At 66.7% G+C, this 16,671-nt stretch carries 21 protein-coding genes; 17 read left to right on the top strand and 4 right to left on the bottom strand.

Going from position 1 to position 16,671, the window contains the following annotated elements:
- Positions 1–221 precede the first annotated feature (221 nt).
- The 3 genes from ACLJOU_RS05800 (at position 222) to ACLJOU_RS05790 (ending at position 2,461) form a co-directional block, all read left to right on the top strand.
- On the top strand, positions 222–1,115 hold the full coding sequence (locus ACLJOU_RS05800; RefSeq protein ID WP_410563847.1) for a hypothetical protein: 894 nt from the start codon (positions 222–224) through the stop codon (positions 1,113–1,115).
- A 168-nt stretch (positions 1,116–1,283) separates the two neighbouring features.
- Positions 1,284–1,694, top strand: a complete 411-nt coding sequence (locus tag ACLJOU_RS05795) for a DUF6978 family protein (protein ID WP_410563846.1) — start codon at positions 1,284–1,286, stop codon at positions 1,692–1,694.
- Entirely contained in the window at positions 1,691–2,461 is a 771-nt protein-coding gene (locus tag ACLJOU_RS05790; protein WP_410563844.1) for a DUF1828 domain-containing protein, read from the top strand. The genes ACLJOU_RS05795 and ACLJOU_RS05790 overlap by 4 nt, the downstream gene beginning before the upstream one ends.
- A 77-nt stretch (positions 2,462–2,538) precedes the next feature.
- On the opposite strand, the gene ACLJOU_RS05785 is transcribed toward ACLJOU_RS05790, so the two are convergent.
- Positions 2,539–3,756 carry a helix-turn-helix domain-containing protein gene (locus ACLJOU_RS05785; RefSeq protein WP_410563842.1) on the bottom strand — a complete coding sequence of 406 codons (1,218 nt, stop codon included), beginning with the start codon at positions 3,754–3,756 and terminating at the stop codon, positions 2,539–2,541.
- 33 nt (positions 3,757–3,789) lie between these two features.
- Positions 3,790–4,278, bottom strand: a complete 489-nt coding sequence (locus tag ACLJOU_RS05780) for an NUDIX domain-containing protein (protein WP_410563840.1) — start codon at positions 4,276–4,278, stop codon at positions 3,790–3,792.
- Between the two features lie 133 nt (positions 4,279–4,411).
- Between ACLJOU_RS05780 and ACLJOU_RS05775 the strand changes: the two genes are divergently transcribed.
- From ACLJOU_RS05775 to ACLJOU_RS05755, 5 genes are all read left to right on the top strand, one after another.
- On the top strand, positions 4,412–4,624 hold the full coding sequence (locus ACLJOU_RS05775) for a hypothetical protein (RefSeq protein WP_410563838.1): 213 nt from the start codon (positions 4,412–4,414) through the stop codon (positions 4,622–4,624).
- On the top strand, positions 4,621–4,917 hold the full coding sequence (locus ACLJOU_RS05770; RefSeq protein WP_410563835.1) for a hypothetical protein: 297 nt from the start codon (positions 4,621–4,623) through the stop codon (positions 4,915–4,917). Before ACLJOU_RS05775 ends, ACLJOU_RS05770 begins: the two co-directional genes overlap by 4 nt.
- Complete coding sequence (locus tag ACLJOU_RS05765; protein WP_410563832.1) at positions 4,904–5,170, top strand: hypothetical protein; 267 nt, start codon at positions 4,904–4,906, stop codon at positions 5,168–5,170. The genes ACLJOU_RS05770 and ACLJOU_RS05765 overlap by 14 nt, the downstream gene beginning before the upstream one ends.
- Positions 5,167–5,961, top strand: a complete 795-nt coding sequence (locus tag ACLJOU_RS05760) for a Scr1 family TA system antitoxin-like transcriptional regulator (protein WP_410563831.1) — start codon at positions 5,167–5,169, stop codon at positions 5,959–5,961. The genes ACLJOU_RS05765 and ACLJOU_RS05760 overlap by 4 nt, the downstream gene beginning before the upstream one ends.
- Positions 5,962–6,087: 126 nt before the next feature.
- On the top strand, positions 6,088–6,984 hold the full coding sequence (locus ACLJOU_RS05755) for a phosphotransferase enzyme family protein (RefSeq protein WP_410563828.1): 897 nt from the start codon (positions 6,088–6,090) through the stop codon (positions 6,982–6,984).
- Here the strand turns inward: ACLJOU_RS05755 and ACLJOU_RS05750 are convergent.
- A complete protein-coding gene (locus tag ACLJOU_RS05750) occupies positions 6,943–8,358 on the bottom strand; it encodes a hypothetical protein (protein ID WP_410563826.1) in 1,416 nt (471 codons plus the stop codon). The genes ACLJOU_RS05755 and ACLJOU_RS05750 overlap by 42 nt on opposite strands.
- Positions 8,359–8,543: 185 nt before the next feature.
- Here ACLJOU_RS05750 and ACLJOU_RS05745 point away from each other — a divergent pair, with 185 nt between their 5' ends.
- Positions 8,544–8,744 (top strand): hypothetical protein, encoded by a 201-nt coding sequence (locus ACLJOU_RS05745; protein ID WP_410563824.1) that lies wholly within the window; start codon positions 8,544–8,546, stop codon positions 8,742–8,744.
- Here ACLJOU_RS05745 and ACLJOU_RS05740 read toward each other — a convergent pair.
- Positions 8,741–9,094, bottom strand: a complete 354-nt coding sequence (locus ACLJOU_RS05740; RefSeq protein ID WP_410563821.1) for a GntR family transcriptional regulator — start codon at positions 9,092–9,094, stop codon at positions 8,741–8,743. The genes ACLJOU_RS05745 and ACLJOU_RS05740 overlap by 4 nt on opposite strands.
- Positions 9,095–9,237: 143 nt before the next feature.
- Between ACLJOU_RS05740 and ACLJOU_RS05735 the strand changes: the two genes are divergently transcribed.
- From ACLJOU_RS05735 to xerC, 8 genes are all read left to right on the top strand, one after another.
- A complete protein-coding gene (locus ACLJOU_RS05735; RefSeq protein ID WP_410563818.1) occupies positions 9,238–9,471 on the top strand; it encodes a hypothetical protein in 234 nt (77 codons plus the stop codon).
- A gap of 91 nt (positions 9,472–9,562) precedes the next feature.
- Positions 9,563–10,351 carry an ABC transporter permease gene (locus ACLJOU_RS05730; RefSeq protein WP_410563815.1) on the top strand — a complete coding sequence of 263 codons (789 nt, stop codon included), beginning with the start codon at positions 9,563–9,565 and terminating at the stop codon, positions 10,349–10,351.
- Positions 10,351–12,510 (top strand): cell division protein FtsK, encoded by a 2,160-nt coding sequence (locus ACLJOU_RS05725; RefSeq protein ID WP_410563813.1) that lies wholly within the window; start codon positions 10,351–10,353, stop codon positions 12,508–12,510. Before ACLJOU_RS05730 ends, ACLJOU_RS05725 begins: the two co-directional genes overlap by 1 nt.
- A gap of 138 nt (positions 12,511–12,648) precedes the next feature.
- Positions 12,649–12,933: a hypothetical protein gene (locus tag ACLJOU_RS05720; RefSeq protein ID WP_410563811.1), complete on the top strand. Its 285-nt coding sequence runs from the start codon at positions 12,649–12,651 to the stop codon at positions 12,931–12,933.
- A gap of 27 nt (positions 12,934–12,960) precedes the next feature.
- Positions 12,961–13,491, top strand: coding sequence for a hypothetical protein (locus tag ACLJOU_RS05715; RefSeq protein WP_410563809.1), 531 nt, complete (start codon positions 12,961–12,963; stop codon positions 13,489–13,491).
- The gene (locus ACLJOU_RS05710; RefSeq protein ID WP_410563808.1) at positions 13,491–15,050 is read left to right on the top strand and encodes a DUF3631 domain-containing protein; all 1,560 of its coding nucleotides are present in this window, start codon (positions 13,491–13,493) and stop codon (positions 15,048–15,050) included. The genes ACLJOU_RS05715 and ACLJOU_RS05710 overlap by 1 nt, the downstream gene beginning before the upstream one ends.
- Positions 15,047–15,277 carry a helix-turn-helix domain-containing protein gene (locus ACLJOU_RS05705; RefSeq protein ID WP_410563805.1) on the top strand — a complete coding sequence of 77 codons (231 nt, stop codon included), beginning with the start codon at positions 15,047–15,049 and terminating at the stop codon, positions 15,275–15,277. The genes ACLJOU_RS05710 and ACLJOU_RS05705 overlap by 4 nt, the downstream gene beginning before the upstream one ends.
- Positions 15,261–16,466 carry a tyrosine recombinase XerC gene (gene xerC / locus ACLJOU_RS05700; protein ID WP_410563803.1) on the top strand — a complete coding sequence of 402 codons (1,206 nt, stop codon included), beginning with the start codon at positions 15,261–15,263 and terminating at the stop codon, positions 16,464–16,466. The genes ACLJOU_RS05705 and xerC overlap by 17 nt, the downstream gene beginning before the upstream one ends.
- Positions 16,467–16,671: the final 205 nt, after the last annotated feature.

The following is a 16,671-nucleotide window of genomic DNA, read 5'->3' as shown; positions in this document are numbered from 1 at the left end:
GACCTCAGGGATGCAGGCCAGCAAGCCTCCTAGGGCGGCATCTACGTGAAGATCCCCCTCCCCTGTTTACCCGTCGAGAGTGGGCACACCGGCACACGAGCACGCGCGAGCTCCAATGAGCAGCCGTTGGCCTACCAAGCGCAGCCGTGGACCGACGTCCACGAAACTGTCAGGGGTGAGTGCCAGACTCAGGACCAAGGGCCAACGAACAGGGGGGCAGCATGTCAGTGGAGCAACTCAAGCCGGATGAGATCTACACTCGCGACGAGGTTCGGACGCTGATGGGCGGCTCAGGGCAGGGTGGCATCGTCCCTTCTACCAGCTCGAACGCCATCCTGATTTACTCCGACGACGAAGCCGGCAAACGGTACGGCTACGTTGACGGATGGCTGGACGAGGAGGACGCCGACGGTGTGATCTTCGAGTACACAGGCGCCGGCAACGACGGCGACCAGACCTTCGACGGCCTGGACGGTGCCAAGAACAAGGCCGTCCTCAACCACGCAGTTGCGGGTCGCGCCCTGCACGTCTTCAAGGCGGTAGGCAAGATACCGAGGACGGGCACCAAGACGCATCGGTACGTCGGCGAGATGGCTCTCGACGCGGCCCGGCCGTACTACGTTCGACGTTCTCCCGATGAGGCCGGCAACCAACGCAAGGTCATCGTCTTTCGCATGCGAGCCGCTGACGGCCGCGAACCCAAAGCCGAAGACAGGATCCCGCCAGCTCCTACGACCACAGCTGTGCTGGTACCGGCGGACGTGACCACCAGTTCCATCGTTCCGACGGAGCACTCGAAGACGAAGTCGAGCAAGCGCTCCGGTTCTGCGGCCACCGTCGCTGAACGACGAGAGACTGAGCTCACAGACCACTATGAGGCCTTCCTGAAGGAGCAAGGCCACGTCTTTGCGCGATTTCAGATCAAGGTCAAGGGAACCAACTTCCACCCTGCTCACCGACCTGTACGACCAGACCACGCAGGTCCTACACGAAGCAAAGGGCAGCGTCTCTCGGAAGGCCGTACGCGAAGCCATCGGTCAACTGCTGGACTACCGCCGCCATGTGACGCCACCAAACCCCGCCATCGCGATCCTGCTACCCACGAGGCCACATGACGACCTGCAAGACCTCATAGCCAGCGTCGGAATTGCCCTGATCTATCGCGACGGCGACGGCTACGTGGGCTACCCACCTAAGGCGCCGACGCCCAGCATGTGACGCATGTCTCGCTGTTCGATCTCGCACCGCGTAGGCTCCAGGTGCCGTGGTCGATGGGAGGCTGGATGCTGGAGCAATGGGAGGCGGACCACCTTCTCCGCCTGCCCAAGGTGTACAGCTTGTCGACCCAAGTCGACATGGCCCAGGGAGCTGATAATGACTACCAAATCGAAAGTGAAGACGGTAGTGAGCACTTCCTGCTGGACGTACGTCGCCCCCTACGCAACAAGCGCAAAGTACGCTTCCAGCTCCGATACAGGCGCGACATCGTGTTAGCGCGACTGTGTACCGCCGTACCACACGGCAACCCTGACGGCGAACAGATTGGCTTCCCACACCTGCATATTTATCGTGAAGGATACGACGATAAATGGGCAGAGGAGCTGCCCGAGGTGTCGGACATAATGAGCGCGATGGACAGGTTTTGCAAGACAATCAACCTGCCTTCACCGGACATTCAAGGAGGTCTGATATGAACGACAGTCAAGACCTTCTAATTAGCTCCTACCACACATGGCTCCGAGAGCGCGTATCAACAGAAGTCATGGACAATCGAACAACTGAGCTTACAACTCCATTCCTAGATCGGCACAATGACTACATTCAAGTCTATGCCGAGCAAGAATCATCTGGTAGTTATCTTTTAACTGATGACGGTTATATAATCTCCGAACTTCGCTCCAGCGGAGTAGAGAGTCGCGGGACGCGGCGCGAAGAACTATTCCACCGCTTACTTGCGGGCTACGGGATCACCCTCAAGGGGTCCGAACTGCAAACTCGCGCAACAAATAATGACCTAGGGCAGCGCCTACATAGCCTCATACAGGCAATGCTGAGCATTGACGACATGTTTGTACTTTCGCAGCCCACAATCGAAAAATTGTTCATTGAGGACGTGGCAAAGTTCTTAGATGACTGCGATATTCGCTACACTCCTGCGGCGAAGTTTGCCGGAAAGAGCGGACTCGACCATCTTGTTGACTTCGTCATTCCCAAGTCAAAGACCGCCCCTGAACGCTTCTTACACGTGGTCAACAGTCCTCGTCGAGACAGGATTGAGAATATCCTCTTCGCCATAAACGACACACGAGAAGCACGGCGTGGCGACACAAGTAGCCTCGCACTTATAAACGATACGAAGCGCGAAGTTTCAACCGAAACAATCGAAGCGTTTAAGCGTTATGACGTTGTAGCGCAACCTTGGTCCGACAGGGAAGAACTCGTTGAGACACTAGCTGCTTAAGTGCGCAAATAAACTCTCACCGCAAGCTCAAGGACAACAGATACTGACATCTAATTGAACTGAATGACTGACGTCTCTCAAACTTCCACCACACCATAGTGAGTGGCGAGCGCTGCAAACTCCCGGCCGCGGCGCCGGGTGGCCCGATCGACAAGACGGCGCATAGTGTTCTTACCGAGCGGTTGATAGCGCACCCAGTCCGGCGCCAGGTCTCGCGCCTCTGCGAGCCAGGCCAACGCGTCTCGATCGTGGTGCAGGTCGGTTGCTGCGGCCGCAAGCAACAGCCGGTGGCCAGCCTCCCAGAAAGCTGGCACGTCGCCCGCGGTGTCTGGCACGGTGACCGCCAGGCGAAGCGCTTGTTCGGGGTCGCCGGCACGGGCAGCAAGCTCGACGTTCTGGAGTGCAGCGACGCGGGGGCCGAAAATCGCGGCCTCAGTAGCCGTGTCGCCTCGTGACCGGATCGCAGCCGCGTGAGCGGCGGCAAGGAGGTCCTCTGCGCGGCCGGCGCTACCAGTGCGTAGGGCGGCGGTTGCGGCGTTGAAGAGCAGGTTGCCGAACACACCAGCGCGCACCGGGTCCCGGTCGAGCATCCGCGGTTCAATCGCGGCGGCCGCCTGCGTAGCGACGCGCTCAGCGTCCTCTGCTCGACCTTGACGGACCAGCGTCCACGCGAGGTAGCGCAGCGAGATTGAGGCCTCGACCTCGGGAGCGTCCGACTCGGCCGCAGCCTCGATCGCCCGAGCAGCAGAGGTGTAGGCCAAGTCGTCGAAGCCGAGCCGACCGGCGATGCCGGCGCCGAGCCTGTACGCGGTCGACAGGACGCGATGCGCTCCGGCGCGCTCCTCGTCGCGGGTGTCGCGAACGCCCCGGCGAGCATCGGCGAGGACGACCGGCAGTGCGTGCAGCAGCTCAGTGTGCCGGCCGTCGACGTACGCCCGCCAGGCCGCGTGTGCACTGGCTGTGAGTTCCGGGAGCGGCAGCAGCTCGCGGGTGTCGGCCAGGTCCTCAAGGCCGGGGATGGACGCGTCCGCGGTGATCGCCCGGCGGAGCGGGGCAATGTCTACGTCGCGGGAGTGGGGTGCCGGCATCGTGCCGAGCAGGGCATCGACCGAGACGCCGAGTGCGGCTGCGAGCTTCCGGAGAGTGGCGGGGCGGCTGGTCGTTCGAGTGCCCTGTTCGATGCGCGCCACAGTGTCAACACCGACTGAGGCGGCCTCGGCGAGCCCTTCCTGCGAGAAGTCGCGGGCCTTGCGGATGCGCGTCAGGTTCTCGGCGAGCGGGTTGTGAGCGGTCATCCGTCCTCCGACTGTGTGCGCCCAGTAACCAGGCTATCGCGCTATGCGCCTACCGTCTTCGCAGATCAGCAACTCACCGGCGTGTGCAGCGTGGAGCGCAGACGCCATCCGCCGGGCGAGGATCGGCTTGAGTCGCGGCGCTGCGGTGTCGAGTGGCAGCAGCGCCACCGACAGGATCTCGGGGTCCGTGATTGGCAGTGCTTTGATCTCGGCCTCGGTAACGAGGCCACCGTCGAAGACGAACGCGATCCCCTCCGGCATCCGTGAGTCGTCCGGGATGTAGTCGATCACCAGCAGGTTGCCGATCGGGCGGTCAATGCCGACTTCCTCGGAGGTCTCGCGGGCCGCGGTACGCCAGGGCGGTTCGCCCGCTTCACAGGCGCCGCCCGGGATGTCCCAGTGCGACTTGTACGACGGCTCGACGAACAGCACGCGGTCGGCCTCGTCACGGAACAGCACGCCGGCGGACATGCGCTTGCGGTTTAGCGAGCGCACGTAGTCGTCGAACGGGAGCAAGTCCACCAGGCGAGGCTACCGGCGGCGAGCGAAGCCCCGCTGATCTATGCCTTTCACGCCTAGTTCATGGGCTTTGACCAGCCGAAATCATGGTTACTGGCTGTGTTTTGAGTGTCCGCGTTCGACGACAGTTGATCAGGTGACGGCACAAGACGGGGGATCGACCGGGCGCGATGACCGGCCGACGTTCCGGTGCGGTGCGTCGCTGTTCAACTCCGGTGGTCAGCGGCTCAACGAAATCGACCTCGACACCTACCGGCATCCGCAGAAGCACGCGGACATGACCGACGCCGACTGGGAGCAGGCCGCCGCCGCAGTCCGGGCGTTCGAGGCCGAGCGGGGGCTTCGATGACCGCGTTGGACGACTGGCCGATGACCGACGCCGACTCATGCCAGGACTTCTGGGAGTGGCACGAGTTCACCGGGGGCGACGGGTGGGCTCACCTCTACCTGCACTCCCAGATGGCCAACCCGCGACTGTTCATGCTGCTGCCCTGGTGCCTGACCGACGTCCGCTTCCCGCTGGAACATGACCGGCCCAGCATCAGCCGCCGCCGGATCATCCCGAGGCCGGGCCGGGTGTGCCCGGTCTGTGCGGCCCAGAACGAGCACCGGCGGATCGGAGTGCCGCGTGCACGCTCGTGACCGCGAACTGCTCGCCGCGCTCTCGAAGGTCAACTCCACGATCGGAAGCGTGACGGTCGAGCTGCTGACCCTCCAGCCGGACGATGCAGCCTACGCCGCGGGTTTGCGCACCCTCGGCCGCCAGCTCGTCCACATCGGCGTCGCCCTCACTCGCCGAGCCGGCGAACTCGATGGCACCGAACTCGATCTATTTGCCCTGTTCACCGCACCCGACATAGAACCCCACGACCGAACGGAGCGGTCTGAACCGTGACCGAAACTGCACTCCGACCAGCCGTTATCGCCCTGGCGGGCGGCCTGCGCGAAGCCCGCAAAGAGCGCGGCATCGGCCTGCGCCGGCTCGCCGACATGATCGGCATCTACCCCGCCGTGCTATCGAGCTTTGAACTCGGCCACCGCGCGCCACAGGACACGATCGTGGCCCACATCCTTGGGGTCCTGCGAGCACCGCAAAGCGTGCGCGAACACCTCATCGACCTGGCCCGCCGGTCGCACGACCGCGACTTGATCGACCGCACCGGACGCGCCGAGAACTACTTGCGCACCGCCTTCGAACAGCGATCCACCCGCGTCACCGAGTGGTCGCCGACGCTCATCCCCGAGGCGCTGCAGACCGCCGAGTACGCCCGCGCCTTGCGGGACACCGGCCTGCTCGACCCGGAGGCCGCCGACGTGGGCTGTCTTCTCCGGACCGCACGCCAGCTCGCCCTATCCGACGAGCCGGGCCCGCCGCACACCTTCCTGGTCGGCGAGGCTGCCACGCGCCCCGACGCTTGCACCGCAGATGTCCTCCGCGACCAGCTCGACCAACTGCGCGCCTGGGCGAGAAGGGCGCGGATCGGCGTGCGGATCGTCCCCGCCGCCGACTGCCCGCCCGGCCTGGTCGAACCGTTCACCCTCTACGAACGCCGCGCCGGCGCCCTCGCTGTCGCACTGCGCCACCAGCACGGCGCCGTGTACTCCACCCACCAGGCCGCCTTGACGACCTACGAGAAGGCCGCCCGAGCACTACGACGCCACTCCGCAGAGAACGCGTGGCTCTAAGCCCCCGGTCGGCGCGTCCTGACCTCCCTCCAGGCGGCGCGCCGGCTGGGCCTCACGCCCGATTCGCCGAGGACACGTTCCTGCCGAAGCTCTAGCCTGGCCGAGGCACCCCGATAGAGGAGTCTGATGACATCGACGAAGGCTTTCACGACGGAGCGGACACAAGCTGTCTTCGAGGCAGCGTGCGCCTTCGCCGGGCTGGACGCGACCGACGCGAAACGAGTCCGGTTCGGGGAGAACGCCATCTACCGCCTGGCCGACGACTCCGCCGTGGTCCGCGTCGGCCGCTCCATCCCGGCCGCCACGAAGGAAGTGCTCGTCGCCGGGTGGCTTGCCGAGCACCGGTTCCCCGCCGCGACGGTGCTCGACGGCAACGAACAGCCCTTCGTCGAAGACGGGCTACCCGTCACCTTCTGGAACTGCCTGGAAGAAGACGACACACCGATCACCCCGGCCGAGTTCGGGAAGCTGCTGCACGACCTCCACGCGCTCCCCCACCCGACAGACTTCCGCTTGCCGGCCTTCTCCCCGATGCCGAAGGTCGAGCCGCGCCTACAAGCCCTGAAGGGCAAACTGCCCGAGGCGGACCTCGACTTCCTGCGCGACCGGTACGAGGAACTCTCCGAGAAGTTCCAAGACCTTGAGTTCCCGCTCCCCGCCGGCCCGGTGCACGGCGACGCACACCCCGGAAACGTCATGCGCTCCCCGGACGGGACGCTGAACCTGATCGACTTCGAGGACTTCGCCTACGGACCGCGCGAGTGGGACGCGGCCGTCCTCTCGGTCCGCCACCAGGCGTTCGGCTGGGCTTCCGAAGCCGAGTACGACTCGTACACCGCGGCCTACGGGTTCGACCCGATCGACTGGCCGGGCTTCCCCGTGCTCAGAGCAACACGAGAGTTGAACATGACGATGTGGCTCTCGCAGACCGTCGACGAGTCCGCCGAGGTCAAAGCCGAGGTCGAGAAGCGGATCAGTGACCTACGCGACGACCAGGCGCCCCGACACTGGAAGGTTTTCTGACGGCAGGTGGATGTTGGCGAAGTCGAGGAACTCCTTCACCAACGGGTCGCCGGCATGGCCGCCCAGTCGTCCGCGGAAGTCGTCGAGATACGAGATCACCCGGAACGACTTCAGCTTCGCCGCAGTCTCCACGACCGACCTGGCCACGTCCAACGCCTCTTCCAGGTTCCCGCCTTGCAGGTGAGACGTGGCCAGCACGGTTCGGCAGAACGAGAGGCTGCGGACGTAGGTCGACTCCGAGGCGGCGATCGACGCGGCCGCGTGGTGGTTCGCCAGCTCGGCGTTCCCGATGTCGCGGAAGCAGTGCGCGAACTCGGCGTGTAGCTCGGCCTCGTCGAAGTAGTGGATCCACTCGGGGTCGTTCTCCCGGATGCCCTGGCAGTGCCACCGCTCAGCCGTGAGCAGCGCGGCCGTGACGTCCTCTGCCCTGCCGAGCGAGGCAAGCGCTCTCGCTTCCATCGCGTGGAACAGCGCCATCGTCGTCGGAGTGGCGTAGCCGTTCGCGCCCTTGTACGCAGCTCGGGCCAGGTCGACAGCCCGCTGGAAGTGCCCGAGGAAGTTCGCCTGGTGCGACATGCCAGCGAGGATTCGACCGCATAGCGCCTTGTCGCCGGCCGCCTTCGCCAGGCGGAACGCCTGTGTCAGGTACCGCTGCGCGAGTCCGTGCGCGCCCGTGTCGTAGGCCGTCCAGCCGGCGAGCCGCGTCAGGGCAGCGACCTCCCGGAAGTACTCCCGTCCGATCGGGTCGTGTGGGGACACGTGCCTGATGTTCGGCAAGATCTCCTGGTCAAGGAACGAGGCGACGAGCGACTTCGGCCGGCCGCCGCCGTACTTGTAGTCGAAGCTGCTGAACATCGCGGTTGCCTCGCGAACCGCCTCGACGTCCACGACGGTGATCGAGCGCGGTTCGGTCGGCGGCCGCGATCCTTCGGTGTCCGAGTCGGTCAGCCACCGGATGACCAGACCGCTCCACGCCTCCGGCACGACGGACAGCGGGCCAACCCGCTTCGGCGTCCGCAGCTCAAGTTCGGTGATCGCGCCCAGCGCGACCAGGCTGTGAGCGATCTCCTCCGGGTACTCCAGGCCGACGTCATCCGAGGTGGTCTCGGACGGTGCGGCGAAGCCGATCTCTTCGAGGCCGACAGGCCGGCCGAGCAATTCGCCGAGGACGCCGGCGATCAGCTGACAGGTGCGCGGGTGCGGCTTCGTGCCGTCGAGCCAGCGCTTGACCGACACGTGGTCCGCGCTGACCAGCTCGCCGCCGTCTCTCTGGCTGCGTTCGCGCACCCGGCGGGCGAAGCCCTTGTTCGTCGCCCCCGCCTGTCGCATAACCGCAGCTAGAAGTGCGTTCGGCTGCTTCCCCTTGTCGACCACCGGTACCTCCGAAGGTCATTAAAGCACCCCCCGTGCACCCCCCACGTGCAAAAACGCACCCCCACGTGCACACTGCTGCACCCCCGCCCCTGCGCGGTTTCCTGAATTCATCAGCGACAACGCCGGATCGAAAACCCCGATCCGGACCGGCCTCCAGGCCCGTCGCAGAACGAAAGGAGACCGTGATGGCGAAGAACAACTTCCCGGTTATGAAGAGCGGGGGCGGCCTGATCGGCAAGGCGATCGGCCTGGTCATCGGACTCGCGATCGTCGTGCTGATCGTCAAGTACCCAGCCGATTCGGCGACGTGGGCCAGCGGAGCCGCTCATGGCATCGGCGCGGTGATCGACGGCGTCGTCCAGTTCCTCCGCGCCCTGTTCGGCTAGTTCTCCCCCAGCTTCCGCTCGATTTCGCCGAGACGCTTCCTGATCTCGGCAATGGCCTGCCAGACCCGCTCGTCCCCTGAGGCCTCAGGACGAGTCACGGAGTCACCTTCGGCCGGCTGGGTGCGAACGAACGAGCCCTTGCCGTGCCGGATCACCACCAGGCCCTCTTCCCTGAGGTGAGCAACGGCGCTCTTGGCCGTGTTCACCGCGACTCCCCAAGACTCAGCGAGTTCCTGAAGGGTCGGCAGCTTCGCCCCGGGGGCGTACTCCCCCGACAGGATCGCGGCCCGAAGACCGCCGGCTACTTGCAAGAACGGCGCACGTGGGTCGTCCGGGTCCAGGGATGCCATGCCAACAGCGTAGGCCAAGTCAGTTGGCTAAGTCAGTTCTCCCATGTCAGTTGACAGAGTTAATAGACAGGACTTACGTTGAGTTCCGGTCGCCACCGGCCGCTCCCGAGCGGGAGACCTACAAGTCGTTGGAGTTCACACCAATGGATGACCTCATCCCTTTGCCCAGCTACGCGCCGGACGGACTGACCGAGCCGGACATCGACGCGATGATCGCCGAGTACTTCGTGACGGCTCACGACCAGGAAGCGGTGAGCACCAGCCTGGCGCCGAGCACGGACCGGGCCGCGACGCATCGACACGTCCGGCGCATCAGCCGCCAGACCGTCAACTCGGTTCTCCGGGGCCGGTCGGACAGCCCCGGCGCGGCCGCTTGAAGCCGCCCCGGCCCGGCGCACGGAACCGCCAAGAACCACCCGCCGGACCGGGCTTCTCCCAACCACTTCCAAGCCAGTCAGGAGAACACCCATGGTAGGGCTCGACACGCCCACGAACACCCGAAGTGCGTACCCGCCTTCGGTCACCGACCTGCTGCCCCGCGTCCGTGAGTTCGCCGCGGACCTGGGCGAGTGCCCCTCCCGGAACCGGATCATGACCGAGTTCAAGGTGGGTGCGCCGAAGGCGCGCGCCATCTTGGCCGCGCTGAACGAGGAGGCTGACACCAAGCCCGTGCGGAAGCTGCACGCGGTGACGGAACCCGCCGAGGTCGAGGAACCGGATCAGGAGTCCGAGATTCCGGAAGGACCGGCCTCGGATGACGCGGAGCCGCAGGTCAGCGTCACCGCAGACCCGGGCGCGACGCCGGAGAAGGTGCGGCGGATCAAGCTGTGGCCGGTGCTCCTCCTGGCCCTGCCGGCGTTCGTCGCCGTCTGGAGCGGCTGGGTCGGTCTCGGCAGGCTGACCGGATTCGGCCCGATTCAGCTCCTTCCGGGCATCTGGGACCACCTGACGATCAACTCGGCGATCACGCTCCCGATCGGGGTCGAGACCTACGCGGCGTTCGCCCTGCGGGTCTGGCTGTCCCCGGCGACCCGGACCCACCGAGTCCGCAGCTTCGCGAAGTGGTCGGCCCTGGGCTCGCTCGTCCTCGGGATGGTCGGCCAGGTCGCTTATCACCTGATGTCCGCCGCGAACGTCGAACGGGCGCCCTGGGGTGTCACCACGCTGGTGTCCTGCCTGCCCGTCGCCGTGCTCGGCTGCGGCGCTGCCCTTGCGCACCTCGTACGCGACACCACCGACCAGGAGGTGAACGACTGATGAGCACCACCAACGAATCGCAAAGCGGCCGCGTGATCGCGTTCCCCAGTACGGCGCCCGTCGAGGCCGACCCGTTCGTCATCGACGCCGAGGCCGCGGAGCAGTCGCCGACCGTGCCGGTGGACCGCCCGGTCACGGACGGCTCGTCGTGGCTGGACCGCCTCCGCTCGCAGAACCGCCAGGCGATCATCCCCAGCTACCTCAAGTCGACGGCCGACGCGAAGGACGCCGCGAAGTGGGTGGGGAAGCACTACGCGCACAAGGCTGGCTACCACGCGGCCCGGTCACCGCTCTACGCGCTTCGACTCGCCGTGCGCTCCCCTCGTGGCCTTCTCCTCCTGCTCGCAGCGACCGGCCGGTACGTGACCGACGCCGAGGGGCGTCCGGCCCGCTCGGAGACGGCCACGGCAGACAAAGCTGATCTCTATCTGAAGCTGTCGCAGCAGCGAGACCGGCGGGTCGTCCTCCGCCTGATTCAGCTCGGTCTCGTGTCGACGGTCGGCCTGGTCCTGGTGTTCACGCTGCCGAACGTCCTGCCGGAGTGGGTGATCTGGACCTGCGGCGCCATCGCGGTAGGACTGCTCGGAAAGCTCGGCTCCACCCGAGACAACCCGGTGGTGTCGTCTCGCGCCATCCTGTCCACGCAGGTCCAAAAGCTCACGAGTGACAACGTCGTTCAGGCGCTGTCGGTGCTCGGCATCGCCGGCATCAACCAGGCCCTCGCCAAGAACCCGAACGCGATCGGGTTCACGGCACCGATCACCCGCGACGGCCCCGGCTGGCGTGCCGACGTCGACCTTCCGCCGGGCGTCACAGTGTCCGAAGTGGTCGAGCGGCGCGCGAAGCTCGCGTCCGGCCTCGGCCGCCCCCTCGGGTGCGTCTGGCCGGAGGGCAACGCCGAGGTTCACCCCGGGCGGATGGTCCTCTGGGTCGGCGATCAGGACCTGTCCAAGTCGCGCCAGGCAGCCTGGCCGCTGCGAAAGCCCGGCACCGTCGACCTGTTCAAGCCGCAACCGTTCGGCACCGACCAGCGCGGCCGGTGGGTGGACATCACCCTGATGTTCATCTCGATGGTCATCGGCGCGATCCCGCGGATGGGCAAGACGTTCACGCTGCGAGAGCTGCTGCTGATCGCCGCGCTGGACCCGAGGGCCGAGCTGCACTCGTTCGACCTCAAGGGAACGGGCGACCTCTCGCCGCTGGCGCCGGTGTCGCACCGGTACCGCGCCGGCGACGAGCCGGAGGACATCGCGTACGCCGTCGCCGATCTGCGGGCGCTCGCCGACGAGTTGCGTCGGCGCGCGAAGGTGATCAGGGAACTGCCGAAGGACCTGTGCCCGGAGAACAAGGTCACGCCGGAACTGGCCGGCAAGAAGTCCCTTGGCCTGCACCCGATCGTGATCGGTGTCGACGAGTGCCAGAAGTGGTTCGAGCATCCCGACTACGGCGCGGAGATCGAGGAGGTCTGCACCGACCTCGTGAAGCGCGGCCCGGCACTGGGCATCGTCATCATCCTGGCGACTCAGCGGCCGGACGCGAAGAGCATCCCGACCGCGATCAGCGACAACGCGGTGATGCGGTTCTGCCTCAAGGTCACCGGCCAGCAGGCCAACGACATGGTGCTCGGGACCTCGTCGTACCGGAACGGCATCCGGGCCACGACGCTGTCCTTTCGGGACAAGGGCATCGGGTACCTGGCCGGCGAAGGCGACGAGCCGCGCATCACCCGCGGCGTGTACATCGACGGCCCGGACGCCGAGAAGATCGCCGCCCGCGCACGAACAGCGCGGCTGGCGGCCGGACGGCTGACCGGCTACGCCGCCGGCCTCGACCTCACGCCCGAGGACGACGAGGACACGAGCACCTTGCTCTCCGACGTGCTGACCGCGATCGGCGACGCCGAGAAGGCGTGGTCGGAGCGGATCGTTGACCGGCTCGCCGAGCTGCGGCCGGCGGTCTACGGCCCATGGGCCGAACTGCCGACCGGAGCCGCGAAGGCAACCCAGCTCTCGACCGCGCTGAAGCCGCTCGGGATCACCACGAAGCAGGTGTGGGGCACCGACGTCGACACCGGCAAGGGCGCCAACCGGATGGGCGTCAAGCGCGAATGGATCGCCGACGCGCTGACCGAGCGTAATGGGAACCGCAAGAGCGGCTAGCTCCCGCAGGGCTCTAGGTCTAGAGCCTCGTCCCTCTAGACCTAGAACCCTCCCTAGACCACTACAACACCGCTGATCAGCGCCCTAGTACCTAGAGGCGCGGGCCGAGTGCGGCCAAAAACAGCCCCGGAGGCTCCGTTGAACCCCCTCAGCAACCCGACCGTCCTGCTCCTACTCGTTCTCGCGATCGTCACTCTCGGCTACTCATGGTCGTGCGCGGTCTACCCCTACAAGCCGTGCCGCTCCTGCCGGGGCTTCGGCGCTTTCCGCTCGCCGTTGCTCCGCGCGATCCGGCTCTGCCGCCGGTGCGACGGCACCGGCCGCACGCTCCGCGCCGGCCGCCGCGCCTACAACTCCTGCCTCCGCGCTCGCCGGTCGTACCGCGATCTTCGCGACCGCGACCGCCGCGACAACAGCCGCTGACGCGCAGCTCAATCGAAAGGCCACCCCATGAAGACCACATTGCTCGACCCCGAGCGTCAGTTCCTGGGCTGCGTGATGCAGGTCCGGCTGACCGGGGCCCGTCGGCTGCTCGCCGGCATGCGCGCCGACGACTTCGGCTCGCCGATCGCCGTACGCGTTCTCCAACTGGTCATCGAGCTGACCGGCGCAGGCCACGCACCGACCCCGATGGCCGTGATGGACCACGCCCGCGAGAGGACGGCGACCGAGCCGCGGTCCGGCGGCGCGCACCGCCTGCACAGCCTCGGCCTCTGGATCGTCGAGACGTATACCGACGGCCCGATCCTGCCGCCGCCGTACTACGGCGCCTGGCTCAAGGCCGTCGTGCTGAAGAACGCCTACCGCCGCGCCGTCCGGGAGCATGCGGCCCGCCTGGTGCAGGCCGTCGAAGACGACTCACCGACGGACGTCCTCCGCCACCAACTCAACGACACCGAGCGCCTTGACGACCTGTGGCGGCGCTACCGCGAAGCCGGAGGCGACGACGAACCGACCGCACGCCTGGAGGTGGCCGCCTGATGTCCGGATTCGACGACACCCTGTCCGTGATCGACTTCGTGATCTCCGACGAGCCGGCGCCGAACTGCCAGCAGTGCGGCCGACCGCGCGGTGACTCGCCGTCCGGTGACTTCTGCTCGGAGAACTGCCAGCGCGTCTGGCGCGCCCGCCACATCGCGGCCCAACCGGCTGAGGACGGTGGCGCCCAGCCGAGCGGCTCCCTGCCGGAGGCTGCGCCGGTCACGCCGCTCACGTGGCTCGGTCCAGCCCCCGCCGGTGTCTTCGTGAAGCCGGGTCACGAGGTTCTCGACGCGGTCGTGACGTTCGTGTCGCGCTTCTCCGCCTTCGCCAACGAGCACGCCGCGCCGACGCTCGCGCTTTGGTACGCCCACACCCACGTAGCCGAGCGGCTCTACGTGACGCCGAGGTTGATCCTCGACTCGGCGGAGCCGGGGAGCGGCAAGACGCGCGTGCTGGAGGTCGCGCAGTACCTCGTGGCCAAGCCGGAGATGACGATCAGCATCACGCCGGCCGCGATCTTCCGGATGCTCGCCGACGGGCCGATGACGCTGCTGTTCGACGAGATTGACGCGGTATTCAACCCGAAGACGGGAGGGAACAACGAGGATCTGCGCGCGCTGCTGAACGCGGGCTACAAGCGATCGGCGACGGTGACGCGGTGCGTCGGCGACGCCAAGAGCATGAACGTGACACGGTTCCCGGTCTACGCGCCGGTCGCGCTCGCCGGGATCGCCGGCGGCATGCCGGACACGATCACCACGCGGGCGATCACCGTGCACATGCGCAAGCGTCGGTTCGACGAAGTGGTCGAGGAGTTCATCGAAGAGGATGTCGAACGCGAGTCCGCGCCGGTGCGCTCCGAGCTGGCGGCATGGGTCGGTCGCGTCGGTGACGAGGTGAGCCGCGCGCGACCGGAACGCCCGGACGGCGTACGCGACCGGGCGGCCGAGATCTGGCGCCCGCTGCTCGCCATCGCGGACGCGGCCGGCGGGCACTGGCCAGAGACTGCGCGGCGGGCCTGCCGTCACTTCGTGCTCGAAGCCACGGCGCAACCGGCCTCGATCGGTGTGCGGCTGCTGGCCGACGTCCGGCAGATCTTCGCCGCGGAGAAGACCGACCGCATGGTCACCGCCGAGCTGATCCGCGAACTGCACGCCATCGAAGACGGACCATGGACCGACGTCCAGGGCAAGCCCCTCGATAGCCGCCGCTTGGCGAAGGAACTCGACCGGTATTTGGTCCGGCCGAAGGACCTCAAGGTCAGCGGCAAGACGCTCAAGGGCTACCGCATCGACGGCGACGGAGGACTCGCCGACGCCTGGAGCCGCTACCTCCCGCCGCTCGAATCCAGCGCGACCTCCGCGACCAGCGCGACCCTGCTGGTCAATGCCACATCCGGGGTCGCGGAGTCGCCGGGCTCGGCCGCGACCTCCGCAACCCGGGTCGCGGACGGTCGCGGCACCCAACAGCCGCTCGCACCTACGTTGACCAGCCCGGTCGCGGAGGTCGCGGACGTCGCGCCCACCAAGCCAGACCACGACACCGAGGGGGACCGATGAACGCCGCACCCATACCCGTCGCCGTGCCCGAACGGCACCTCTACCGGATCACCGAAGCCATGCGACTGCTCTCGATGAGCCGCTCGGTCATCTACGAACAGCTCCGCTCCGGCCGCCTGCGCTCGGTCAAGCAAGGACGCGCCCGGCTCGTCCCGGCCGTCGCCATCCAGCAGTACGTCGAGCTGCTCATGAAGGAAGCGGGGGTCAGCTATGCCGAAAACGCGTAGCAACGGAGACGGCGGCCTCTACTGGTCCGAAGCGCGCCAGCGATGGATCGCCGAGCTGACGGTCGGGTGGCGGCCGAACGGAAAGCGTATCGTCCGCAAGGCCAGCGGCAAGACCAAAACCGAAGCCAAGAACAAGCTCAAGGAGTTGGCTCGCAACCTCGAAGAGGGCGCCGTTGAAGCGTCGACCGCATACACGGTTGAGCAGGCTGTAAACGACTGGCTGGTGAGCTACGAGCGCGGAGAGCGGGACCCCAACACCGTGAAGGCCGTGCGGTCACTGGTGAACAACCACATCGTGCCCGCGATCGGCGCCCGGCCGCTGGTCAAGCTCGAAGTCGACGACGTCGAAGACTGGCTCGCGGAGAAGGCCGAAGTGCTGGTGACCTCGACCTTGCGCAACCTCCGCTCGATCCTCCGCCGAGCGATCAACCGCGCACAGGTGCGCAAGCGAGTCCGATACAACGTGGTGCTGCTATGCGACGAGCTGCCCGCCGGCAAGGGAGCCGGGCGTCCCTCGAAGGCGCTCACGCTCGCTCAGGCCGAAGCGGTGCTCGCGGCGGCGGAGTCGTCGCCGATGCGCGCCTACATCGTGGTGTCGCTGCTGACCGGCGCGCGGACCGAGGAGATGCGCCCGCTGACGTGGGATCACGTGGACCTGGTGGGCAAGCCGGACGCGTCGCCGGCGATCCCGCCAAACGTCAAGGTGTGGCGTTCGGTCCGCGCCAGGGGCGAGACGAAGACGCGGAAGTCCCGACGGACGCTCGCACTGCCCAACCGGGCCGTGAAGGCGCTGGAGGCTCACTGGATGGCACAGCAGGCAGTAAAAGCAGCCGCGGGCGACGACTGGCACGAACAGGCACTCGTGTTCGCAACCAACGTCGGCACCGAGCAGAACGTCAACAACGTCCGGCGAGACTTCCGCCGAGTGATCAAGGCGGCCGGGCTCAACCCGGCGCAGTGGACGCCCCGCGAGCTGCGGCACAGCTTCGTCTCGATCCTCTCGGACGGCGGAATGCCGATCGAGGAGATCTCGCGGCTGGTCGGACACAGCAGCACCGCCGTCACGGAGCTGGTCTACCGGAAGCAGATCCGGCCGGTGGTGGAGTCCGGGGCTACCGCAATGGACCGGCTTTTCCCCGCGACGGACGAACCTGCGGGACTTCCTCCGACCACTGATCAGGCGTCTTAGCCACCTACCCAACGAGGCCGGCCCCGCCCGAACTGTCGGTGAGGGCCTGCCCTCGTTGTACGACTGCCCCGGCTTCCACGTGGTCCGTTTAGATTAGATCTAAGCTGTATGACATGAGTTACACCGTAGCTTCTGAGCGGGTGAGCGAGACGCATAGCAACAGCACGCGTGCGGCCAAGACAGTTCGAAACACCCGCAGGGTGCC

This window comes from Amycolatopsis sp. cmx-4-61 (genome assembly GCF_046548775.1).
Classification (GTDB): Bacteria; Actinomycetota; Actinomycetes; order Mycobacteriales; family Pseudonocardiaceae; genus Amycolatopsis.
Note: the sequence above shows the minus strand (reverse complement) of the source record. Positions and strands in the feature narration are given on the sequence as shown.